The organism is Terribacillus aidingensis (assembly GCF_040703035.1).
GTDB lineage: Bacteria > Bacillota > Bacilli > Bacillales > Amphibacillaceae > Terribacillus.
Window position 1 is genome coordinate 3,395,355 of the sequence record NZ_CP159996.1, and the last position, 24,071, is coordinate 3,419,425.

Consider the following 24,071-nt stretch of genomic DNA (forward strand, 5'->3'; position numbering starts at 1 on the left):
CCTCCTTCTATCATCGAATTGGTACGGTATGCTCTAGTTCACAAACAAATGCTTCCTGATCGACTATCGTCTCTTCTATATTCCTTACCGGACTCGCTAATGCCTGCCAAAGTTCGGACGCAGCTTGATTCACGATGCCTAGACCGATCCGAGCTCCTGTTTCATCCAAAATGCGCACGACGTCACCTTGTTTGAAGTTTCCCTTGATGGCGCTGATATTATGAAATTCAACGGAATGTGGTGTCTGATCATTCATTTTCATGATGATTTCACCCACTGGTCCTGAATTGAAAGCAATCCACTGTTTCTTGCGATTCAGATAATCCGTATCCTGATCAGCTTCGAAGTATGTTCCTTCTGCTTCACCCAACACCGAGCGATAGATGATATCTTTTTCTGTTGCATCGCCAAGAAAACCTTTGATTCCAGATGCCATCGCAATCTTGAATGCATCCAGCTTGGACTTCATGCCGCCGGTTCCGACTGCACTGCCTGCATCCCCTGCGGCCGCCTCTATTTCCGGTGTGATGGCTTTCACCCGCTCAATGCGGGTTGCTTTCGGATTTTTGACTGGATTATCCGTATACAAACCATCAATGTCAGAAAGTACTGCTAGGAAATCCGCACCGACCAATCCGGCAACCTTTGCCGATAGTGTGTCATTATCTCCAAAGCGCAGTCTGTCGACTGTCACTGTATCGTTTTCGTTTATGATCGGGATGATGCCGCGATCAACCAAAACGTTTATTGTATTTCTAACATTATTATAACGGGTTTCGTCCGAGAAGTCGCCACGTGTAATCAAAATCTGCGATGCCACATAGCCATGGGACAAGAATAAATCCGAGTAGGCTTCCATCAGCAAGCCCTGTCCGATAGATGCAGCAGCTTGTTTTTCCGGCAATGATTTCGGTCTTTCCAGAAACCCTAGCTTGCGATAACCCGCTGCCACAGCGCCAGATGAAACAAGCAATACTTCATAGCCGTTGTCTTTCAGTTTCACGAGCTGCTCCACTAGTTTCTCAAGCTTCTTACGGCTGATTTCTCCATGCAGACTGGTCAATGAACTGCTTCCGATCTTGACGACAATACGTTTCGGTTTTGTTGCTTGAATAGAAATGATAACGTCCTCCAGTTTCCAGATTTTCATTAGCGAGTCAGCTGTTGTTTTTTTAGCTCCTCGCTGATAGCATTGGATCGTTCAGCTGCAGAAAGGATTGCCTTGGTCATCGCTTCTCCAGCACCACCATTATTCAGTGCTTCCAGTCCTGCTGCCGTTGTACCATTTGGCGACGTCACTTTTTTCCTTAAAGACTCCGGGTCTTCCTTCGTTTCTAATAGCATCTTAGCAGCACCGAGCATAGTCTGGGTTCCAATCTTCCTTGCTTGCTCTCGATCGAATCCTGCAGCTACACCAGTTTCCTCGAAATGCTCCATCAGTCTATAGAAATAGGCAGGTCCGCTGCCGGCCATTCCTGTGAAAACATCCATTTGATCTTCTGCAATAACAAAAGCCTCTCCAAAGGTCTTTACCAGTTCTGTGGCGAGTGTAAGCTGTTCTACAGATACATATTTTCCAGGTGCAATGGCTGTAGCCGATTCACCAATGGTACTGGACGTGTTAGGCATGATACGAACAACGGGTTGGTTTTCTGGCAGATAATGCTCGATTTGTTCATTCTGGATACCTGCTGCTACCGATATGACCAGCTGCCTTTCCTGAACCTTATCTTGCAAGTCGATCAATGCAGCGGTGATGTCCTTCGGCTTCATCACAAGTATGATGACATCCATACTGACCCAATCCACCTCAGCGTGAGGAATTCCGGTAATGGCATAACGCTCCTGCAGCTCACCCAGACGCTCCGAGTTCGTTCGATTTGTCACATAAACCTGCTCGTTATGCACGCTGTCTGACCCGTTCATTCCTGCAATCATTCCTTCTGCCATCGATCCTGCTCCGACATACAAAATCCGTTTGTTAGTTAAGATACCTAATCGCTCCTTTTGAGAAAGAATTTCGTTCCCTGTTAACAGTTATCTATGCTAACACTATAGGACTCCATGTCAAGGAATGTCACATCACAAAAGCCTGGCCTATCAGCGTTTCAGCCCCATGCACAAGAGAATGGAAACGCTTTATAAATTAATCAATGTTATGTTCAAGGAATGGTCATAATAACCTGCATTTCCCTACTTGTATGGGCGTGAAAATTGTCCTAAGCTTAGGCTTGTACTACTTCGCCTATTATTACATTTAAATATAGAAGAAAAGGAGTTGTCCTATATGGAGGCACAAAAGGAGCCGTCGGTGTCGAAGCAGAAACAACAGAAACGTCGGTCACTTTATCAGTCTGTCTGGCGCTGGCATTTCTATGCAGGTCTTATAATTATGCCATTCCTCATTATTCTGGCTATCACAGGCGGTGTTTATCTATTTAAACCTCAAATCGAAGCAGCCCTTTACAAGGACTATTATGAAGTCACACCGCAAACTACTGTCACAACTCCGTCCGAGCAAATTAATACAGTGGAAGCTGTGAATCCGAATGCAGCAGTGACGTCGTATCGTCCAAGTGACAGTCCAGACCGTTCTGCTGAGGTAGGTATTACAGAAGACGGTAAAGCTTATACCGTTTACGTAGACCCTTATGAAAATGTCATACTCGGTAAATTAGAAGACTCTTTCAAGCTCGTTAACGTATTTGAAAAAATTCATGGTGAGCTGCTGATGGGTACTTTCGGGGATCGTATTGTCGAGTGGGCAGCTTGCTGGGCGCTGATCTTGATCATTACTGGCGTTTACCTGGGCTGGCCTAAAATGAAAGGGAAATCGAAAATCTTTGGTGTTCTCATTCCGCGCTTGAACAAAGGGAAAAAACTACGGGCACGTGACTTGCACGTAGTGCCCGCATTCTGGATTTCGTTAGGTCTTCTGTTTCTGATTCTTACAGGACTGCCTTGGTCAGGATTATGGGGAAACAATTTCCAAACGCTTACCACTAATGCAGGTGTCGGCTATCCACCTTCTGTGTGGGTTGGTGATGCTCCTGCTTCTGATGTGAAAACAAAAGAAATCGCAGATGTGCCTTGGTCAGCTGAGAACTTGCCAGTTCCAATTTCAACAAATCAGCAATACACACAGCTATCTGTAGATGATGTTGTGTCGATAGCCGAAGCGGAAGGTGTAAAGCCGGGATATAATATCATGATTCCGCAAACGCAGGATGGCGTATTCACTTTATCTGCTTTCCCGCCGAAAGCTCGGGATGAAGTTACAATGCATATTGATCAGTATACTGGCGCTGTTTTGGCAGATTACCGCTATGACAATTATCATACGCTTGGTAAGATTATTGCTTATGGTATTACCATTCATAAAGGAACGGAATTCGGTATCTGGAATCAGATTATCGGATTGCTTGTTTTGATTGGCATTATAGGTATTGCTGTGAGCGGCTTCATCCTATGGCTCTCCCGCAAACCGGAAGGGAAGCTTGGCTCGCCGAAAGCACCGTCTGATAAAGTCATGAAAGGCGTTATCGTACTGATTATCATTCTTGGCATCATCTTCCCGCTTGTCGGAATCTCGATTATCGTCGTCTGGCTGTTTGACCGGTTTGTCATTCCGAGGGTGCCTGCACTGAAGAGGTTCTTTAATGCGTAAGAAAGGAGAAAAGCAGATGCGACTATTTAAAATTACGCCGTTGTTACTGACATTCTTTCTCCTTGCTGCATGCTCTGCCGATCCTGAAGCAGCTGACCATTACGCGAAACGGGAAGAAGTGAACGTGATCATTGAAGCTCCTGAATCCATCGAAGCAGATTCTGCTCCTAAAATAGATGTAAAGCTGTCACATGATGGGAAAGCACTTGAACAGGAAGCAACCGTCAACTTCCTTGTATGGAAAGATGAGAACAAAGCAGATGCAGAAACAATTCCTGCCTCATTGGATACAGACGGAACCTATCATCTGGAATATACCTTCCCATCTGATGGCGTATATTTTGTTAAAGCAGATGTAAAGGTCGATAATATCCATTTGATGCCGACGAAACAAATTCGCGTTGGAGAATTGACGCAAGAAGAGATAGAAAAGATAGAACAGGAACAAGAACAGAAAAAACAGGATGATAGTGGAAGCCACCATCATCATTAATAGTAAAAAGCCGTATTTCTTCTGGAATACGGCTTTTCTAATTGGAAATATCTGTTACGATAGTAACAGTGGCTTATTATTATGATGAAATGGTGACAAGCATGCAAAAACTGCAAACATATCTAGAGAAATTCGATTATATCTACTTTTCACTTATCATACTGCTCGGACTTGCAAGCCTAGTCAGTTTATATCAAGTACAACTCTTGCAAGGAGAATATTTTGTTCTGCAGCAAGTTGTCTGGTATGTAATTGGTTTAGGCGGCTGTTTTGTCGTGTCTTATTTTCTTGATCTCGATATACTGAAGCGTTTATCACTTTTTGTTTATCTTTTTTTCCTGCTGTTATTAGTAGGTATCTTGATTGCACCCTCCAGCATCTCCAAAGAAATCAATGAAGCATACGGCTGGTATACAATCGGCGGCTTTTCATTCCAGCCTGCTGAATCGATGAAAATCGGATTGATTCTGTATCTGGCACAAGTGATCAGTAAAGGGACGGATAGCTCTCCTACATTAAAGGAGGAAATACTGCTTGTCGGCAAACTGACAGTTATCACATTAATCCCTGTTGCTGTCGTCATGCAATTTCCAGACTTCGGTAATGCAATGGTTTATCTTGCTATTTACGGGGCGATGCTGCTTGTTTCCCGCGTCCGGATAAAAACGATACTGCTTATCTTCTCTGTTCCATTAACGATTGTACTTGCCTTAACCATTACATACTTCGTTGCGACTGATTTCTTCCTCGATCGGATACTCGGCATGCTGCCAAGCTATCAGGCAAGCCGTTTCTATGGCTGGCTGCAGCCAGAAAAATATACGATTTCCGGCTATCAGCTGAATCAATCGATCATGGCGATTGGTTCTGGTAATATGAGTGGCTACGAACATCTGCCACATGTGCCATACGCCTATTCAGATTTGATTTTCGCAGTCATAGGCGGCGTTTTCGGCTTTGTCGGAACAAGTCTTGTCCTGCTTCTTTACTTTATGCTCATTTATAAAATCGTCATGATTTCCCAGCGTTATCATGATTCATTCGGAACCTTGATTGGTGCAGGAATCGCTGGTTTCCTGACATTTCAGATATTCCAAAATGTCGGTATGAGTATCGGACTGATGCCCGTAACGGGACTTGGTTTGCCGCTTATCAGCTATGGAGGAAGTGCCCTCGTCATTACACTTGCATCTCTTGGATTGATCCTCAATATGCGTGTAAATACGATGACGTTTATGTTTGGAAACAAATAGCGTTTACTTCTGCAAACATGTGCGGTATATTATATCGTAATTACTACTATTAAGGTGAGTACATGCAGCATAAAAACTACTTAGCGCTAGCCCTGCCGCTGACCCTATCAACGATCACGACGCCATTGCTCGGTGTTGTTGATACAGCCGTTGTCGGCCAGCTTTCCAATGCTTCTTATATTGGCGGGGTCGCCATCGGTACGATTATATTCAATACGATGTACTGGCTTTTCGGATTCCTACGGGTAAGTACATCCGGGTTTGCCGCTCAGGCATCTGCCAGTCTCGATAAAGAAGAACATGTAATGGCGTTAATGCGTCCTTTCCTGGTCGCTTTTATTGTCGGCCTGCTATTCGTTCTTATACAGCAGCCGATCCTGCACTATTCCCTCTCCTTCCTAGGAGCGAGTGATGCCGTGAATAGCAGTGCTTCGGCTTACTTCTCAATCCGGATTTGGGGTGCGCCATTTGCGCTTGCTAACTATGTCATCCTTGGCTGGCTGATTGGCATGTCCTATATCAAAGCAACACTTGTTCTGCAGATAAGCACGAATGTGCTGAATATCATTCTTTGTATTCTTTCAGTTCATGTGTGGGATTTGGGAGTGGCTGGTGTAGGTACTTCTACGCTGATTGCCGAGATTTTCTCTTGTGTATTCGGCATTGTCCTGCTGCGCAAATACGCCGGCAGCATCTTGCAGCATCCATTCGTACAGGTCTTGCGACGTGCAGTCGATCCTAAACCGATGTGGCGAATGATGAAGGTCAACCGAGATTTATTCATTCGGACGATATGCTTACTTATTGTTTTTAACCTGTTTACAGCAAAAGGTGCTGCGTTTGGGGAAGATATGCTGGCAGCCAATGCCATCCTGATTCAGATTCACTATATGATGGCGTATTTCTTTGATGGCTTCGCTAATGCGTCCAGCATCGTGGCCGGTCGGGCGCTTGGGGAACGCAATGAAAAACTCTTTTCGCAATCTCTGCGTCTATCTCTGCAATGGGGGCTTGGTATCGGGGTGACGCTTGCGCTTCTGTTCCTTGCTGGCCAGGAGTGGATCTATCCTTTGTTCTCCGATCAGCAGCGCATTATCGAGCTGACTGGCTCCTATGCCAACTGGCTTGTTCTGTTTCCGATCGTCGCCAGCCTTGGCCTTGTCTATTATGGCGTTTTCACTGGCGTAACGGAAGTACGCTTTGTCCGCAACTCCATGATTCTTGCTGTCCTGCTTTACTTAGCGGCGCTTTATGCCCTGCAGCCACTCGGCAATCATGGACTATGGATCGCCTTCCTGCTGTTCAGTCTCGGTCGGTCCGTCTTCCTTATCATGTATGTACCAAAGCTGCGCCGGCTGTTTCAGCAGACGGCAGCAGCTTGACTCAGGCCTGATGGCCTCCGATTTTCGTACTGCGTTCAATTGTCATTCCGGCAGCTGTATGGCTGCTGGCACGCAGAATGGCGGTCGTACCAAAGCGCGCCCGAATCTGATCCATCGTCCGACTCAAATCCTTCTGCTTGCTTTTGTCCTCAAACAAGCTGAGCTGCGTTGCTTCTTCTTCGTATAAATTGGTCAGGGAGACAGACACCCGTCTGACTTCGTGGCCTTTTTGGTAGTACTCATGAAATAGTTCGAGGCAAAGCTTATACATATCCGTCGTCAGATTCGAAGGGCTCGTAAAGGAACGGGACCGGCTGAAGCCGCCGCCATGCTGACTGGCATACCCAACAGCCAGATGGACTGTATTGCCTTCCTTCCTATCTCGTCTTGCCCGTCTGCAGGCCTCCTCGCATAGCTCCAAGATGATGGTCGGAATCTCTTCGCCACGGTAATTACGCAGCAGTGTAATGCCGTGTCCGTAGCTTTTCTGCTCCTGTTTGACGAAATCACCGAGCACCTCGCTCTCATCGATTCCCCATGCATGCCAGTATAATTGCTCACCCATCACACCATACCGTTTCTTGAGATGCTCCAAGGAAGTATGAGCAAGATGCCCAAGCGTGACAATACCCATCCGATTCAAATTCCGCTGCATTCGTCGTCCAATCCCCCAAACATCCTGTATCGGGACCGGCCACAATAAGCGCGGCACATCCTGATAATGGCAAACAGCAATACCAGAGGTCTGTTTCTTTGCATGAATATCCATCACGACCTTGGCCAGGAACTTGTTATCTCCGATTCCAATGGCCGCCGTAACACCGAATTGCTCCAGGATATCCGCCTGCAGCTTGGCCGCTGTCTCCTCTGCAGTTCCATGCAGCTTTTCCGTGCCATCAAGTGTCACCCAGAATTCGTCGACAGAATAAACATGGATCGCTTCCATCGGCACATACTCATGCACTAGCTCGGTAATTGCCACCGAAACCTCCAAGTAATCCTTCATATGTGCTTCCGCAATGACGAGTTCCGGATCTTCCGGCAACTCGAAATAACGGCTCACATTGCTGACGCCATGCTTCTTCTTCAGCGCAGGACTAGCAGCGAGCACAATACTACCCGGCCGCTTCGTATCCCCGACCACTGCAAGCAGTGTCGTCATCGGATTAAGGCCGCGTTTAACGCATTCCACACTTGCATAGAAGCTCCGCATATCCACACACAATACCTCATGCTGCTGAAATCCGCTATAATCCATCTTTACCACCTCCAAAGGGAACAAATGTTCTTACTTTAGATTACCCGATTCGAGGCAGTTATAGTAGCTGTAATTTTTGGATAGGGAGGAAAAATGAAAAAAGATTGCTCTAAACAAACAATTATATCCCCTCTATTTAGCAATATAGTTATATAAAGGATACCAATTAGTTGTCAGAGGAGTTCATTATGAGGATTTGGTTGATTTTCATTATATAGTAGGAATCTTAATACAGAACAGCTTCCTTATGATTTGGTTCTAGAGGGACATATTAAATGGTTTTACCTAGCTATATTTATTAGTCAGCTGGGTGCTATATATTCAATGAAAGAGGATCAAAAAGACCAAGCAGCGCATTAACGGTTCTGCTAATAAATGAACTGCGTCCCAAGTAACCCTCAACTTTTGGGACGCAAAGAAGTAACCGGTATTTTTCTAGGTTTAACAATTCCACACTACTCTTATCAAATAAAGAAATGTTGCAGCGTCGTACGGATACCGGCTGCGTAAGGTGTTCCGCATACCTGACTATGCTTCTGTTTCGCCTCCTCTGTTGCATTAGCAACAAGGAAACCATTTCCTGCATATCGCAGCATTTCAAGGTCATTTCCACTGTCTCCAAAAGCATAGATCTGCGATGGCTCCACCATGCAATGATTTGCCAAGAACTGAACGGCCGCTCGTTTTCCAGTCCTTAACGGAATGAAATCCACATCATATGCCCCGTCTGGGTCTCCTGCCAGTGGATTGCATGCGTTCACATTCAATCCTACCTTAGCTGCAGCGGCTGCCTGCCTTATACGATGCATTACCTCAGCCAAATCATCTTCATTAGGAAAGTAATAATAGTTCTTTTTGTACGAGCTCTGCCCATGCATCGTCTGTGGCTGTAACGCTATCCCATCCAAAGAGAGCATATGAATCAAATCCTCTACAAGCTGATTGAATTCTTCTTGAACAGGTAAATGCTTTTTCCAATCGTATATCTCCTTTAGTTCTCCACCAGCTGTTAGTTGGTACAGTTCCGTTCCTAGATTAGCTGCAATGAAATGGGGCATATAAGTCAAATGTGCACGCTCCATTTTAGCAGCCAGGGAATTACAATCACTTCCGGTAACCCATGCAATCTTCACATGATACTGCCTGGAAATCTGATCTAGATAAAGTTCCATAGCATGCAGATCCTCCAGCTGCCCTTTCTCACAAGCATGAGGAAAATAAGTCTCATCAAAATCAAAACAAATAAGTGCCTTTGTGCTGTCGGTACTAGCAAAGCATTTTTTCACACTCATTATTCAACCACCTCCCTTCCTACCATAAGAGATGGGAACGTTCCCAGGTCAACAAGAAAACAGGTATGCTATGATAAAGCTACATTCAATGTCCAAGGAGCTGGTTGAATGCCTACTATAAACGACATCGCAAAGAAATGCGGTGTTTCCAAAAGTACTGTCTCTCGCGTATTAAATGGGCATCCTTATGTATCTGAACAGAAGCGGCAAAAGATCCTTTCTGCTATCGAGGAATCCGGATTCACCCCGAATAGCTTGGCTGTTCAATTTCGTAAGCGAAAAACCTCTGCCATAGGTATTCTCACACCTCAAGTCGATCATCCTTATTTCGCAGCATTGGTGCAATCATTATCGAATGCCTGTACAGCAAAAGGATGGAAAACCGTAATCTTTCAGACATTCGGTGATAAAAAACGTGAACTGGATGTATTCGCCAAGCTGAAACAGCGTGAACTGGACGCTATAATCGCAACTTCATCAGCACTGGAAGCTCCCCTTTTAGCCCGTTGCTTAGAAAACGGTCCAATACTTATTTGTAATGAGAAATACGAAATTGACACAACTGTATGCAGTCTAGATGAAGAGAGTGCCGCCTATAAATTGACCATGCATATGCTGCAAACAGGTAAGAAGCGACTCTTATTCTGCCTTGACCACACTTCCCCATCCCAAGAAGCTAGATATAAAGGTTTTCTAAATGCCTTAGCTGCGAGAAATCTAAAGGAAGGCGGGAAACGCATAGAAGGAATGGTATCAATTGAGGATGGTATTCGTTTGGGTACTGATTTATTTCATGATAAACAATTGCTCATAGATGGCATATTTGCTGGAAGCGACTTCGTTGCCGCTGGGATTCTGCATGCTGCCAAGCAGCATCAAATCGCTGTGCCAGAAAATTGCGCAGTTACTGGGTTTGATAACCATCCTATCTCTCAGATTACCGATCCTCCGCTGACCACCTATGATAATGAAATAGAGGCCATGGCACGAAAGACTGCAGAACAATTAGATATGCAGCTATCTGGTAACATTAATGTACCCAAACTATTTCAATGGCAAGGATATCTTGTACCGAGGCATTCCACGTAAAAAAGACCCGTGCTCTCTGCACGGGTCATCTTTTTATGCTTCTATCTTTTTAAAGAACTGTGGCAAATGCTCTTTATGAGCCTCCAACATTTCATCCATTATCTTCTTCGCTATCTCATCAGAAGGTACAAGCGGGTTGATTGTCATCGCAAGCAAAGCAGTGTTGTAATCACCTGTTACAGCTGCCTCAGCTCCAACACGCTCGAATGACTTGATTTGCTGAACAAGTCCGCGTACTGGTACTGGAAGGTCACCAATACCAATCGGTTTTGGACCATCTTTGGTAATGACACAGTTGATTTCGATAGCAGAATCGTTCGGGATGCTCTGGATAGCACCATTATTGATTGTGTTCACTGTCTGAATATCACGTTTGTCATTGTAGATGGAGTTGATCAGACTGCAAGCAGCATCACTGTAGTATGCACCGCCGCGTTTGGACAGCTGCTCAGGTTTCTCTGCAAGATTCGGATCTTTGTAAAGCTCGAACAAATCACGCTCAACGCCTTGCACGACCTCGGCACGTGTACCTTCGTTATCTGCTTCTTCAAGCTCTGCTTCAAGCATTTGCGAAGTCTTGTAGTAGTAACGGTGGTATGGACACGGGATAGCTTTCAAACCTTTGATGAAGCTAGGTTCCCAGTCAAGATTTTTGATGTTTCTCATCGTCATCTCTTTTTTATCGGCGCTTGTCATTTTATCCAGCACGGTATCCGTAACATTTTCTCCGTCCAAGTATACATTCAAGCCGAATACCATGTGATTCAGACCAGCAAAGTCGATGTGCACACGATCTCCATCGGCACCAAGCAGCTCTGCTACTTGCATCTTCATCATGATCGGCACGTTACATAAGCCGACGACATTTTTGATATTAGAGTAGCGAAGCACTGCTTCTGTTACCATACCAGCTGGGTTTGTGAAGTTCACAAGCCATGCATTCGGGCAAAGCTCCTCCATATCTTTACAAATATCAAGGATGACAGGAATAGTACGCAGACCTTTGAACAATCCGCCTGGTCCGTTCGTTTCCTGTCCGATTACATTATATTTCAATGGGATTCTTTCGTCTTTTGCTCGTGCGTCCAATAGTCCAACACGGAATTGTGTTGTAACAAAGTCTGCATCCTTCAAAGCTTCCCGGCGATCCAATGTCAAATGCACATCGATCGGCAAGCCTGCTTTTTCCACCATGCGCTTTGCCATATTTCCTACAATCTCAAGCTTTTCTTTCCCTGCTTCTACGTCCACGAGCCAAAGCTCTGTAATTGGCAATTCATCATAGCGTTTAATGAACCCTTCCACGATTTCCGGTGTGTAACTTGAACCTCCGCCGATTGTAACGATCTTCAATTTTCCCATGATTAGTGCCTCCTATATGGTTACATTTTTGATCTACAACCACAGCTTAAATGCTGGAATGCATCCCAGGTCAAGAACAAATTCGTAAGGAATTTGCAAACCGGTCCACCAAAGCTTACAAAACGTTCATTTTCCGCTAAAATAAAGGTAAGAAAGCGATTTCTAATGAGGTGAAGCACATGAGTAATATCAAACAGATTGCACAGATGGCTGGCGTTTCCCGCAGCACTGTTTCACGTGTCCTCAATCACCATCCCCATGTCCATGAAGATACTCGGCGCAAAGTCCAGCAAGTCATTGATAAACTAGACTATATTCAAAATAGCAATGCAGTCCAGCTGAAAAAAGGCAGGACCAATACTATTGGTGTCGTCTCGCCTTCCATCAGTCATTATTTTATGCAAATTGTTCAAGGTATCGCCGAAGCTGGCACCTCCTGCCAATATCAAACCTTACTTTACCAAACGAATGAAAAAGCCGATCAGGAATTGCAGGCATTGGAAATGCTGCGTCAAAAGCGCTTGGACGGACTGATCATCCTGCGCTGCGGATTAGATTGGGAGAAAGTTGCCACTTATACAAAGTACGGACCGATTATGACATGTGAGCCTCTGCAGCATCCACAGATCCAATCCATCTATATGAATCATTACGAAGGGTTCCAGCTTGGGCTTGAGCATTTGATCGAAAAAGGCTATAACCGCATTGCCTGTACAATAGGAAGAGCCGAAAGCCGAAACAGCCTGGAACGGAAGAAGGCTTTTGAGGATATATTGCAAACACATAACCTTCCCGTCCATCCCGAATGGATCTTAGATGAGACATTCACCGTCGATGACGGACGCAGGGCCTTGCAGGAGCTTTTAAACGGTAAGAATATGCCTGATGCGGTCATCCACGCCAGTGATTACGTTGCGGCCGGCATGGCTGCCGAAGCTCGGGCGCAGGGAATCAGCATTCCTGATGAGCTGGGCTTGGTAGGTTTCGAATCCGATCAAAGCGATGTTGCTGGACTGATGGAGCTGACTCATGTCCGCAATCCACTCAAGCAGATGGGAGCGGAAGCATTTCGTCGCATGCATGCGGTATTAACGGAAACACCTTATACACCAGCCGAACTTGGCTTCTCTCTGACAGAGCGTCAGTCTACTGCCAGAGGTGTTAAGCAAGTCCAGGTATGAGGCTATCAAAAAGTTTTATATAAGTAGAATCGTTCCACGTGCTAGGATAGTGCTATAGAGGTGATGATTGTGTTGATCTTAAGGCGAAATAACAGTGATTGGATTTTAGGTATATCCACCGTATTTATGATCGTTCTTGCCCTTGTCTCTTTGCTAATTGAATATGCTGTATCATCCATGCCATGACTAGTTAAAATAACAGCTATCACAAGGCAGAAAAGGGGTAGCTGATAAGCTACCCCTTTTCACTGAATTCCTTTATAAATCGGCGATGGCTCCTGACCATCTTTTCCGGCAGTTCATCAAGCGGGAAAAAGCCCAGCTGCATAGACTCTGCTTCATCCAGCATTAATTCTCCGTGAAACTTACTTGTCTGGTACACGATTGTCACATTGTAAAATTCATCACCATTCGCAGCTACGGCAAAATTATCTTTTCCGGAATACACATCAACCAGCTTCAATTCCTCCACTGTCAGTCCTGTTTCTTCCAGCACTTCCCTGGCAGCTGTCTGTTCAGCTGATTCACCAAGTTCCATCAATCCTCCAGGCAAGCCCCACGTTTCGGGCGGGTGGATTCGTTTCTGTAAAAGGACATGCTGCATTTCATCAAAAAGAAGGCATAATGCCCCAACTAATATGACAGGCTGATGCCCGACGTACTTCCGAAGATTCTCTACATAGTTCACAAGCACATCCCCTTTCTCTCGACAAGTTTACCAAATCTTACATATAGCCGATAGAATTCTTTAATCTTAATATGATACAGTAACTATATCAGAACAATCTAGGAGTGATCATATGGAAAAAATCATGTTCATACAAACCGGCTTCGGTGTCGATGTACACGGTCAAGACGTCACAAAAGCAGCGGTACGTGCAGTAGTCAATGCTATACATACAAATTCCATGCCTGGTATTACGAGCGTCCTGCCAGACAACGATTTGCATAATATGAAAGTAAATATCCGCTTGGCAGTCCCTGCTGATAAGGACAAGCTGGATATCGAGCAGGTCAAGGCCCGGATTCCATATGGTACTGTAACAGTAGAAGTAATCGATGGTGGTATGCTGACTACAAGCGCTATCTACTTAGAGGAGAAACAGGATAAAAACGATATGATGTATATCGTGAACGCTTCCGTCGAGACGGGATACTGAAATGATCGAGCACAAGATCTATAATATGGTGATGATACATAATGAGGATCAGGTGCTTCTGCTGGATCGTCAGCATGATGACTTCCGCGGATTCATCCCGCCTGGCGGGAAGGTGGACTTTCCTGAGAGTCTCACTGCAAGCGCAATTCGCGAGGTGAAGGAAGAGACAGGACTGGACGTATGGAATCTGGAGTATAAAGGCATACAGCACTACGTGAACGATGAACAAAATGTCCGTTATCTGATCTTCTATTATATAACTGAATCTTTTTCCGGCACACTGCTGACAGATTCCAGAGAAGGCAATCCATCATGGTTCCAGAATTCTGAAGCGATGGAACTGCCAATGCAGGATGTAGTCCGCACTGTCTTTCCGTTATTCTTCCAGGAAGGTACATTTGAATTGTACCTGCATGCTGAATCTGAAGCTTCTGATTACACGGAAGAAATACTGCATACATAAATACGGGGGAGCATATCAGCTTCCTCCCCCTTCTATTAATCAAAATACATACTGATATTCCATATATTGCAACTTCAATTCTATTGAATAAGATTAATAGATAGGTCTATTCTCTCATTTTTCTAGTAAAAGTAATATTTTCTGATTGCTTGTACTTTCCCAACTTTCCTCATCCTTCTACAAGTTTCCATATGTTTACGTTATTTTCCACTCTCTTGTTTCCCAACTTTATTGCCAACCCTGTCGGATTATGTGATGACATCTCACGAAAACCGCATTATTTCAATGTATACACCACTTCTCTTCCTTCCAAAGTACCATTGTAAATCTAACAGACTAGTCGCTATACTACCCTTTAAGGAAAACTTTACCTACATATCGAATCTGTTTTCCGACTATTTAAACTATTAGCACAGGGAGAGTGACTTGCTTGAAGAAGAATAAATGGATGGCTTCTGCGATGGCAGCAGTTATCGGATTTAGCACTTTTACATTATCATTTGTGCCAGCGCAGGAAGCCCAAGCCGAAGCAACTGTTGAAAAAACACCAGCTGTGACGTACTCGCCGAAAACTGCCCAAAGCGGCGGACCTTTCGACAGTGCAATTGCAAATGAGGATAAATTGATTGAATTGCTTAAAGAAGAAGGAAAGATCAGTAAGGATGCTACGGAAGCGGAAGCCCAGGAAGTATTGAATGCTTATCTAAAGGAACGGGAAGAAAAAAGCGCAGAAGCTGCTAAGCAGCCTTTGCCGGATGAGCTGAAAGAAGCTGCAATCGATGAAACAGTGGTTAGTGACACTGATAAGCAGAATGGCAATGCCGACAATGCTGCAAGTGCATCCAAAGAGAAAGACAAAGACAAAGGAAAAGGTAAGGATAAAGGTAAAAATAAGAAAGTAAATAACGTGAAGGAAGAAGAGTATGACGGAGAAGTGCGGGAAGACAAAGTACTCGTCCTCGCAATTGACTTCCCTGATTACCAGAACAGCTCTATCACACCGGAAGAAACGGATATGTGGTACGAAGATTATACACATGATCACTTCCAAAACATGATCTTTGGTGATGATGGCTATACTGGTCCGGATGGCCAGGAGTTCACTTCCATGAAGCAGTATTATGAGGCACAATCCGGCGGCAGCTATACTGTCGACGGAGAAATTGCCGGATGGTACACAGCAGATCATCCTGCAGCTTACTATGGTGCCAACGATCCTGCTCCAGATGGCAGTGATACTGCTGCGCGGGAATTGGTCTACGAAGCACTAACGAAGGCTGGACAAGATCCGAACGTCGACTTGAGCGAGTACGATCAGTGGGATCGCGATGACTATGATGGCGATGGCGTTTACCATGAGCCAGACGGTATCATCGACCACTTGATGGTCATTCACGCAGGTGTCGGTGAAGAAGCGGGCGGCGGAAGCCTTGGCGGCGATGCAATCTGGTCTCACCGCTGGAATCTTGGCGGTCTTGTTGCAGTCCCTGGCGGAAGCTCCACTAGTGACCGCTTTGACGGACAGCTTGCTGCTTACGACTATACAATTGAACCGGAAGACGGAGCTATGGGGGTATTCGCGCATGAATACGGCCATGACCTAGGCTTGCCGGATGAGTATGATACGAACTATACCGGCCAAGGGGAAGCGGTTGCTTATTGGTCCATCATGGCAAGCGGAAGCTGGGCTGGTGATGTACCTGGAACAGAGCCATCTGGATTCAGTGCCTATGCGAAGGAATATCTGCAAAACGCACATGGCGGCAACTGGCTGAGCGGTACGACGATCGAAGCAGAGGACTTGGATGGAGATAAAGTAGAACTGCTGCTGGACGAAGCTGTGACAAAAGGTACGAACAACGATGTAATTCGTGTAAACCTGCCTGATAAAGAGACCGAAGTCACAAAACCTGCAAGCGGCACGTATGCTTACTTCAGTGGTAAAGGCAATAATGTTGATAACAGCATGACAACGACTGTTGATTTGACCAGTGCCTCTTCTGCTGAACTGACATTCAAGACTTGGTATGATATTGAACAAGATTGGGATTATGCCTCTGTCAAAGTGAACGGGGAAACTGTTCCTGGCAGCATTACGACTACAGAAAATCCGAACGAACAGAATCCTGGTGATGGTATCACTGGTACATCTGATGGCTGGGTGGATGCTACCTTTGATTTGAGTGCTTATGCTGGCCAGGAAATAGAGCTTTCCTTGAACTATTGGACGGATGTAGCTGTAAACAACGCTGGATTCTACGTGGATGACATCCAAGTGACAGCTGATGGCAGCTCTGTCCTGACAGACGATGCTGAAGCTGACAGTAGTTTTGAGCTAGCTGGATTCGCACAAGATAAAGGTGTTTCCCTTTCCGAGCACTACTACTTGCTGGAATGGCGTACGCATAATGGCGTTGATATCGGCCTTGACCATATCCGCCGTGGTGACAGCTTGATGAGCTACAATACCGGTCTTCTAGTCTGGTACGTCGATAATTCTTATGACAACAACTGGACTGGGACACATCCGGGTGAAGGCTTCCTAGGTGTAGTGGATGCCGATCAGAAGGCACTTTACTGGAGTGATAAATCAGTAGCTTCCACTCGTTATCAAATTCATGATGCTGCCTTCAGCAAAGATAAATCTGAGAAGATGTTCCTCGATTATCGTGCTACGAATGGCTTGACGCTGAAAGATAATCACACAAAGAGCTATGATAAGTTCAAGGATGATAAAACTTATTTGAATAAAGCCCTTCCTGACGCTGGACGTAACGTTCCAGAGTATGGACTTGAGTTTGAGGTCAAAGAAGACAGCCCGGATGGTACAGTAGGGAAGATTGAAATTTCCCGCTAAGATTAATAGCAAAGAAGGAACCCGTTCATTTACGGGTTCCTTCTTTTTTTAGGTAGCAGCACTCGGAAGATAGTGCCTTTGCCTTCTTCACTCTCCACTTCTATCGTACCATGGTGCGCTTTGACGATAGAATGGCTGATGGATAGACCAAGACCCGCACCGCCTTGCTGGCGTGTGCGTGAACTGTCACTTCGATAAAATCGATCGAACACGTGGGAAAGATGCGCTTTTGGTATACCAGAACCATTATCTTTCACGACGATCTCAGCAACATGTTCTGTTGCCCCAAGGATGATATCGATTTCTCCATGCTCTGCGTCTGTATGCTGGACTGCATTATAAAACAGATTTAATAACACTTGTTTCAATTTATCTTTATCAGCAGCTATTATCTGATGCTCAGACACCGAAAACTGTACTTTCCTGCTGCCGGCAAGCATATCAAAATGCGGCATCATTTCCTCCAGTACAGTACTTACCTCCAGATCCTGCAGCTGCATATCCTCAGACTGATCCAGCTTGGTGAGTAAAAGCAAATCCTCTACCAGCTTCTTGATCCGCTTCGATTCCTTGAGCATGCTTTCAAGGGCTGGATAGAGCTGGGCTGGGTTATCTGCAGCTCCTCGAAGCAGTACCTCCAAAAACCCGTGAATGGAAGTAAGCGGCGTTCGCAGTTCATGAGATGCATCCGCAATGAACTGTTGCATTAGTTCTTTTGCTTCCCGTTCCGACTTGAACGAGCTGTCGATTCTCTCCACCATTTGATTGAAGGCGACTGTAAGCCGTTTGATTTCGATTTGCTCAGATTCCTCTTCCATCCGCTCGGACAAATTCTCCGCATTCGTCCGCTCTACCCTTCTGATTATCCGATGCAGCGGATCGAGCGCTTTTTTGATCACTCGTGTGTAAAGCAGGATGCCTGCAGCCAATGCCACGATAGCCAGCAGGAAAAATACCTGCAGCTGCCCATTGATGACATCGTTGATCGAAGCGGTCTCCGTCCCTGCCTGTAAATAACCGCTAATATCGCCGAACCGTCTGTCAGCGACAATGACAACGAGCTGCTCATTGCCGTCTTCATCTTCCGTCACGATGTATCTGGCGGACTTATCATCCCTGCTGTTCATATACTTGCGAAGCTCTTCCTGCTCCAAGCGCGGACTCGATAAGCCGTTCTCCTCTGATAAATCTGTGTAGTTACCAGATGTATCGATTCTGGCTAAAGAACGATCGAATAGAAATGGCTGATGCATATTATCATTTTGTTCAAGCAATGCTGGCGGAAGCGAATGCAGCTGTGACTGCATCGCATCTGCCTCATTCTGATATAGGAAATCTTTCATCAAGAAGTATTGTAAGATACCGACGACTGTCAGGATAATGGCAAGAATAAGACAGGATAACGCAACAATCTGCTTATTCAAGGTTCTTGGCTTTAATCTGGGTATTCGCTTCATCTGACATCCAGGCGATAGCCTGCCCCCCGGATTGTGCGAATCAGCTGCCGATCTTTATCGTGGAGCTTTTCCCGCAGAGAACGGATATACACTTCTACAATATTTTCTTCTCCGCCAAATGCATATCCCCATACTTTATCGAGGATAAGTGCCTTGCTGAGCACAATCCCTTGGTTCATAGCAAGGTATTTTAACAGCTCATACTCTGTCGGAGAAAGCTGCAGCAGCTCTTCCTCCAAGTAGATTTCCTTTCGGCGGTCATCTATTCGTAAAGGCCCCGCTACAAGGGAATCGCCCAGTTCCGGAAATTGATTGCGAATCCGTGCCTGCATTCTGGCTAGCAGTTCTTCAAAACTGAACGGTTTGACCAAGTAGTCATCCGCACCACCATTCAATCCTTTCACACGATCGTCCACTTGATCCCTTGCTGTCAGCATAATGATAGAAAGCTTCCGTCCTTTCTTTTTCAGCATCCGGCACACCTCAAAGCCATCCATCCCCGGCATCATGACATCTAATATGATGATATGTGGCTCGAACTGATCTGCTTTGGCAATAGCCTGCATACCATCAGCTGCACTCTCAACAATATAGCCTTCATTTTGCAATCCAAGCATCAGGAACTGTGTGATTGTCTGTTCATCATCGACGACTAATACTTTTATGTTCTCCATTCTGTCATCCATTCTTCTTTTTTTCTTTATTATGGAACAACTAGCTGAAAAACAGCTGAAGATTCCCGATTTTTTCACTTTCAGCAAATCTTCAGCTAGCTTTCAAGTACACTTCAGCACGTGCCCCCATACTAGCAATTAGCAGGTCGGGCGTGGTTCAGAAGCATTATAGCATGCCTGGAAAAAGTAAAGGAGATGGCAAAATGAATTTCTTGAAACGTGCTTTCTGGAGCATGAAAGCAAAAAAAGGAAAGACCTTATTACAATTGGTGGTTTTCACCGTCATATGTGTATTCGTACTATCGGGGCTTACAATTCAATCAGCAGCCAAGGCATCCAGTGAATTGGCAAGACAGGAGCTGGGTGGCTCTGTCACACTGCAAGTCGACCGGGAAGCAGCGATGGAGAAGCAGCAGAGTGAGCAAAGCGAGTCAGACGGCCCGCCGCAGTTCACCAGCACACCAATCAGTCTGGATGACGCAGAGTCAATCGCAGCTTTAGATCATGTGAAGAGCTACAACTATTCTGTTTCAGCTTCTGCTAATGCGGAAGACTTCGATATTATCGAAAGCAGCACATCCACAGACAGCAGTGACACAGAAAGTGAACAGGCTCCTGGCGGTGACCAAGGCCGCGGCGGTATGGTTCAAGCAGATCTTACCGTAAACGGTACGCTGACCAGTGATGAAGCAGATAGCTTCAGTGATGGCGAAGCAGAAATCGTAGACGGACGAGGAATTGAAGAATCAGACGCTGGCAGCAACGTTGCTGTCATCGAGCAGACACTTGCCGAGGAAAATGATCTAGCCATTGGGGATACAATCAATATCAGCGCTGCTAGTGATGAAGATACAACACAAGAGCTGGAAATTATCGGTATTTACGAAACAAGTTCAGCAGGAAGCGACCAAGCAATGAACTTCTCCTTCCTGAATCCGTATAACACGATTTATGTTCCATATACAGCAGCTAATACGCTAAAAGGTGAAGACTATACGGATACAGTAGAATCTGTAACGTATCAAATGGACGATGCTGAAAACATCGATGCATTCATTGCCGCAGCAGAGAAAACGGATGTCGACTTCGACGTGTATCAACTGGATGCAAACGATGATCTGTACCAGCAAATGGTTGGACCAATCGAAAACGTTGCTAGTTTTGCGAAAAACATCGTCTATCTTGTAACCATTGCAGGTGCGATTATCCTTGCATTGATCGTTATGCTATCCATCCGGGAGCGTAAATATGAAATGGGTGTGCTTATGGCGATCGGTGAGAAGAAATGGAAGCTGGCAGGACAGTTCATTACAGAAATCTTTGTGATTGCCATTGTCGCGGTCGGATTGTCTTCCATATTCGGAAATCCGATTGCGAACGTACTAGGTAACCAGCTGTTAGATCAGCAAACAACGGCATCTGCCGAGACTGCATCTACGTCCATGCAGCAAGGACCTGGCGGTGGTGGTATGATGGGCGGCGGTGGCCCAGGACAAGCTGTCTCTGATGCATTCAGTCAGCCAAGTGAAGCAATCAGCAGTCTGAATATTAATGTGACATGGGAAAATATCTTGATACTTGGCGGTATCGGATTGGCTGTAGCCATCATTGCAGCACTTATCCCATCCATCTCGATCCTTCGACTTCAGCCGAAAAACATTTTGACGAAACAAGAATAGAAAGCAGGGGTAAACATGACAGCACCATTATTGGCATTCAAAAACGTTGGTTACTGGTACACGGATAAACAAAATCCGTTGTTCCAATCTGTGAATATCGACTTTTATAAAAACACCTTCTATACAATCACTGGTACATCCGGATCGGGCAAGACCACCTTCCTGTCTTTGGCAGGAGGGCTGGACAAAGCTAAGGAAGGAGACATCGAATATGACGGGAAATCGATCCGCAAAATGGGGCTCGGCAAATTCCGCCACGATTATGTCTCGATTATTTTCCAGTCTTATAATCTGATTCCTTACATGACAGCTTATCAAAATATTGCTTCGGCTATGGCTATCACCGGGAAAAAAGTGGAGAACCAAGAAGACTATATCTTAAAAATGCTGACAAAGGTCGGCATCTCCGAGGAGCAAGCGAAGCAGCGTGTTCTGACGCTCAGCGGCGGGCAGCAGCAGCGTGTGGCCATCACACGGGCTTTCTGCTGTGACACCGATTTGATAGTAGCAGATGAGCCTACTGGGAACCTGGACGATAAGACTTCCAAGGAAATTGTAAAGCTCTTTACCGACCTCGCTCACCAGGAGAACAAATGCGTCATCATGGTTACACATGATCCGCAAATCGCAGCCCAATCTGATGTGACGATTCAGCTATCCAATGGCAGTTTCCGTATGCTGCAGCATGTATAAGAACAGCACAAAAAATGCGTATCCATTAGAGGATACGCGTTTTTTTATTTTCGTTTCAGCTTGTAACCAACCGAGAGAATGATCACCCAAATCGGCAGTATAAACAGCGCCAGACGGTAATCCGGTATAAAGCCCATTATCACAATTACTGCTACTAAGAATACCAGAACCATATAGTTGGCAATCGGATATAATGGCATTTTGAAAGATAGCTTACTTACTGCAGTCTTTCCTATCCGCTTCCGAAAAGCTAAATGGATGATGACAATCATGATCCAGTTGATAATTACAGCGATTGTCGCAATCGCCATCAGATAACTGAACACTTTTTCAGGAAACAGGTAGTTTACGATGACTGCTATCGCTGCAACCCCTGATGATACAAAGATCGCCGCTACTGGGGCTCCTGTCCGTTTACCAACTTTACCCAAGAACTTCGGTGCATTCCCTTGCTTTGCCAAGGAGTGCAGCATACGTCCGTTGCTGTAAAGACTGCTGTTATGCGCAGATACCGCAGCAGTCAGAACGACCAAATTCAGAATACCTGCAGCAGCCGGAATTCCGACGCCATCAAATATCTGTACGAACGGACTGCTTTGACCATCGATTTGATTCCAAGGAAAGACAGACATGATAACAAGCAATGCACCTACATAGAAAATCAATATCCGATAAACAACTTGATTAATTGCTTTCGGTATCGTCTTCTTTGGAGTATCCACTTCACCTGCTGTAATTCCCACCAATTCAACCCCGCCGAAACTGAACATGACAAGGACAAGGGATAAGATTACGCCAGTCCATCCATTCGGCATGAAGCCGCCCTCATCAAACAAGTTAGAGAAGCCGGTCGGTACGCCGCCGTTCCCAATACCAGTGAAGATTATAAGCAAGCCAAGAACTATCATCCCGATAATTGCGATAACTTTGATGATGGCAAAGTAAAATTCGAACTCACCATACAATTTGACACTCAAAAGGTTGATAAATGTAATCAAGACCAGAAAACCGAATGCCGTGACCCAAGTAGGGATACTCGGGAACCAATACTGTACATAGATACCGACGACTGTCAGCTCCGCCATGCTCACTGCCACATAATTGAACCAATAATTCCAGCCGGAAACAAATCCGAAGAAATTGCCTAAATTCTGATAAGCGTAGTAACTGATGGAACCAGAGTTTGGAGAATCTACAGAAAGCTCACCTAGTGCCCGCATGATGAAGAAAATCATGATACCGCCGACTAAGTACGCAAGTGCAATTGCAGGCCCAGCCAGTCCGATCGATGAAGCAGAACCATAAAACAAACCTGTTCCGATTGCTCCGCCAAGTGCAATCATCTGCACATGACGATTTTTCAAACCTTTGTGTAAATCATTTGATGCTCGATCATTTCTTGCCATGTCTATGCCCCTTGCTAACTATTCTTCCATTGTTCTAGTCTGCTTTTGTGAAGACACCGAATGCTTTGCCGATCGGAAGGACTGTCTGTCCATAATGACCGTTCAGCACTGCAGCAGCAGAACCATAGAAAGATAATAGTGAAATAATTAATTCTGCAACGCCCGCAAGCGTATGTGTTATTCCATATGCTATATCAAAAGAACTTAAAGATAAACCGATAAATAGAAAATCAATTGCTACAAATATAAAAAATAGTACTTTATGTGTCCCCATAGCACCAACTGTCATAAAAAGACTGAATATAAGATATCCAATAAAAGCTACACCTAATTGGCGGCTGTCTGCGGCGGTTTGCAGGTTTTCCCCAAAAGCACCAAGCTGAATGAGCCAGCTCATGCCAACACCGAACCAAAACAAACCGAAAGCACCAAATGCTGTTGCCCCAAAGATATTATTGTGTTTAAAGTCCTGAGCGGAAGCAATCAGCTGTGCAATGCCTCCTAAAAAGAATGCCCATGGCAGAACCATAGAAAGTCCTTCCGTCAAACCAAGTTTTTGCGAAGATGCTACTAATGTGACCATTGCTAGTCCGAATAATCCTAATGCGCTAGGATCGGCAGTCAGCACCTTGACTGTCTTTGTTGTTTCCAAATCTTTTTCCCCTTTCTGGATGCTTCTGCATAAATGATAAAATCGGGGTCCCC

21 protein-coding genes are annotated in these 24,071 nt (G+C 45.2%); 11 read left to right on the forward strand and 10 right to left on the reverse strand.

The annotated features are described in order from the left end of the window. Positions 1-10 precede the first annotated feature (10 nt). On the reverse strand, positions 11-1,150 hold the full coding sequence (proB, locus tag ABXS78_RS17520) for a glutamate 5-kinase (protein WP_366248316.1): 1,140 nt from the start codon (positions 1,148-1,150) through the stop codon (positions 11-13). Then, positions 1,150-2,019 carry a pyrroline-5-carboxylate reductase gene (gene proC / locus ABXS78_RS17525; RefSeq protein WP_366249977.1) on the reverse strand — a complete coding sequence of 290 codons (870 nt, stop codon included), beginning with the start codon at positions 2,017-2,019 and terminating at the stop codon, positions 1,150-1,152. The genes proB and proC overlap by 1 nt, the downstream gene beginning before the upstream one ends. 268 nt (positions 2,020-2,287) lie before the next feature. Between proC and ABXS78_RS17530 the strand changes: the two genes are divergently transcribed. The 4 genes from ABXS78_RS17530 to ABXS78_RS17545 all read left to right on the forward strand — a co-directional run bounded on the left by ABXS78_RS17530 (position 2,288) and on the right by ABXS78_RS17545 (position 6,795). Continuing rightward, positions 2,288-3,667 carry a PepSY domain-containing protein gene (locus tag ABXS78_RS17530; RefSeq protein ID WP_366248317.1) on the forward strand — a complete coding sequence of 460 codons (1,380 nt, stop codon included), beginning with the start codon at positions 2,288-2,290 and terminating at the stop codon, positions 3,665-3,667. A 16-nt stretch (positions 3,668-3,683) separates the two neighbouring features. Beyond that, complete coding sequence (locus tag ABXS78_RS17535) at positions 3,684-4,160, forward strand: FixH family protein (protein WP_366248318.1); 477 nt, start codon at positions 3,684-3,686, stop codon at positions 4,158-4,160. Between the two features lie 101 nt (positions 4,161-4,261). Beyond that, complete coding sequence (locus ABXS78_RS17540; protein ID WP_366248319.1) at positions 4,262-5,413, forward strand: FtsW/RodA/SpoVE family cell cycle protein; 1,152 nt, start codon at positions 4,262-4,264, stop codon at positions 5,411-5,413. Positions 5,414-5,475: 62 nt separating this feature from the next. Continuing rightward, complete coding sequence (locus tag ABXS78_RS17545) at positions 5,476-6,795, forward strand: MATE family efflux transporter (RefSeq protein ID WP_366248320.1); 1,320 nt, start codon at positions 5,476-5,478, stop codon at positions 6,793-6,795. Position 6,796: 1 nt separating this feature from the next. Here ABXS78_RS17545 and ABXS78_RS17550 read toward each other — a convergent pair whose 3' ends face one another. Both ABXS78_RS17550 and ABXS78_RS17555 read right to left on the reverse strand, forming a co-directional pair. Then, complete coding sequence (locus ABXS78_RS17550; protein WP_366248321.1) at positions 6,797-8,053, reverse strand: DNA polymerase IV; 1,257 nt, start codon at positions 8,051-8,053, stop codon at positions 6,797-6,799. A 464-nt stretch (positions 8,054-8,517) separates the two neighbouring features. Next, the gene (locus ABXS78_RS17555) at positions 8,518-9,345 is read right to left on the reverse strand and encodes an HAD-IIB family hydrolase (protein ID WP_366248322.1); all 828 of its coding nucleotides are present in this window, start codon (positions 9,343-9,345) and stop codon (positions 8,518-8,520) included. A 108-nt stretch (positions 9,346-9,453) separates the two neighbouring features. Between ABXS78_RS17555 and ABXS78_RS17560 the strand changes: the two genes are divergently transcribed. After that, the gene (locus tag ABXS78_RS17560) at positions 9,454-10,434 is read left to right on the forward strand and encodes a LacI family DNA-binding transcriptional regulator (RefSeq protein WP_366248323.1); all 981 of its coding nucleotides are present in this window, start codon (positions 9,454-9,456) and stop codon (positions 10,432-10,434) included. Positions 10,435-10,467: 33 nt separating this feature from the next. Here the strand turns inward: ABXS78_RS17560 and ABXS78_RS17565 are convergent, their stop codons facing one another. Beyond that, positions 10,468-11,796 carry a 6-phospho-beta-glucosidase gene (locus tag ABXS78_RS17565; RefSeq protein ID WP_366248324.1) on the reverse strand — a complete coding sequence of 443 codons (1,329 nt, stop codon included), beginning with the start codon at positions 11,794-11,796 and terminating at the stop codon, positions 10,468-10,470. A 179-nt stretch (positions 11,797-11,975) separates the two neighbouring features. Here ABXS78_RS17565 and ABXS78_RS17570 point away from each other — a divergent pair, with 179 nt between their 5' ends. Further along, complete coding sequence (locus ABXS78_RS17570) at positions 11,976-12,977, forward strand: LacI family DNA-binding transcriptional regulator (protein WP_366248325.1); 1,002 nt, start codon at positions 11,976-11,978, stop codon at positions 12,975-12,977. Between the two features lie 235 nt (positions 12,978-13,212). Here ABXS78_RS17570 and ABXS78_RS17575 read toward each other — a convergent pair whose 3' ends face one another. After that, on the reverse strand, positions 13,213-13,665 hold the full coding sequence (locus ABXS78_RS17575) for an NUDIX hydrolase (protein WP_366248326.1): 453 nt from the start codon (positions 13,663-13,665) through the stop codon (positions 13,213-13,215). A gap of 112 nt (positions 13,666-13,777) precedes the next feature. Here ABXS78_RS17575 and ABXS78_RS17580 point away from each other — a divergent pair, with 112 nt between their 5' ends. The 3 genes from ABXS78_RS17580 to ABXS78_RS17590 all read left to right on the forward strand — a co-directional run bounded on the left by ABXS78_RS17580 (position 13,778) and on the right by ABXS78_RS17590 (position 17,457). Beyond that, the gene (locus ABXS78_RS17580) at positions 13,778-14,137 is read left to right on the forward strand and encodes a Lin0512 family protein (RefSeq protein WP_095221987.1); all 360 of its coding nucleotides are present in this window, start codon (positions 13,778-13,780) and stop codon (positions 14,135-14,137) included. A 1-nt stretch (position 14,138) separates the two neighbouring features. Next, the gene (locus ABXS78_RS17585) at positions 14,139-14,600 is read left to right on the forward strand and encodes an 8-oxo-dGTP diphosphatase (protein ID WP_366248327.1); all 462 of its coding nucleotides are present in this window, start codon (positions 14,139-14,141) and stop codon (positions 14,598-14,600) included. A 430-nt stretch (positions 14,601-15,030) separates the two neighbouring features. Beyond that, positions 15,031-17,457 carry an immune inhibitor A domain-containing protein gene (locus tag ABXS78_RS17590; protein WP_366248328.1) on the forward strand — a complete coding sequence of 809 codons (2,427 nt, stop codon included), beginning with the start codon at positions 15,031-15,033 and terminating at the stop codon, positions 17,455-17,457. Positions 17,458-17,486: 29 nt separating this feature from the next. Here the strand turns inward: ABXS78_RS17590 and ABXS78_RS17595 are convergent, their stop codons facing one another. Further along, entirely contained in the window at positions 17,487-18,914 is a 1,428-nt protein-coding gene (locus tag ABXS78_RS17595; RefSeq protein WP_366248329.1) for an ATP-binding protein, read from the reverse strand. Beyond that, a complete protein-coding gene (locus tag ABXS78_RS17600) occupies positions 18,911-19,588 on the reverse strand; it encodes a response regulator transcription factor (protein ID WP_366248330.1) in 678 nt (225 codons plus the stop codon). The genes ABXS78_RS17595 and ABXS78_RS17600 overlap by 4 nt, the downstream gene beginning before the upstream one ends. A 203-nt stretch (positions 19,589-19,791) precedes the next feature. Here ABXS78_RS17600 and ABXS78_RS17605 point away from each other — a divergent pair, with 203 nt between their 5' ends. Beyond that, the gene (locus ABXS78_RS17605; RefSeq protein ID WP_366248331.1) at positions 19,792-21,267 is read left to right on the forward strand and encodes an ABC transporter permease; all 1,476 of its coding nucleotides are present in this window, start codon (positions 19,792-19,794) and stop codon (positions 21,265-21,267) included. A gap of 15 nt (positions 21,268-21,282) precedes the next feature. Further along, positions 21,283-21,960, forward strand: a complete 678-nt coding sequence (locus tag ABXS78_RS17610) for an ABC transporter ATP-binding protein (RefSeq protein WP_095221996.1) — start codon at positions 21,283-21,285, stop codon at positions 21,958-21,960. Positions 21,961-22,004: 44 nt separating this feature from the next. On the opposite strand, the gene ABXS78_RS17615 is transcribed toward ABXS78_RS17610, so the two are convergent. Continuing rightward, on the reverse strand, positions 22,005-23,366 hold the full coding sequence (locus tag ABXS78_RS17615) for an amino acid permease (RefSeq protein WP_366248332.1): 1,362 nt from the start codon (positions 23,364-23,366) through the stop codon (positions 22,005-22,007). 34 nt (positions 23,367-23,400) lie between these two features. Continuing rightward, complete coding sequence (locus ABXS78_RS17620; protein WP_095222000.1) at positions 23,401-24,018, reverse strand: GPR1/FUN34/YaaH family transporter; 618 nt, start codon at positions 24,016-24,018, stop codon at positions 23,401-23,403. Between the last annotated feature and the right edge of the window lie 53 nt (positions 24,019-24,071).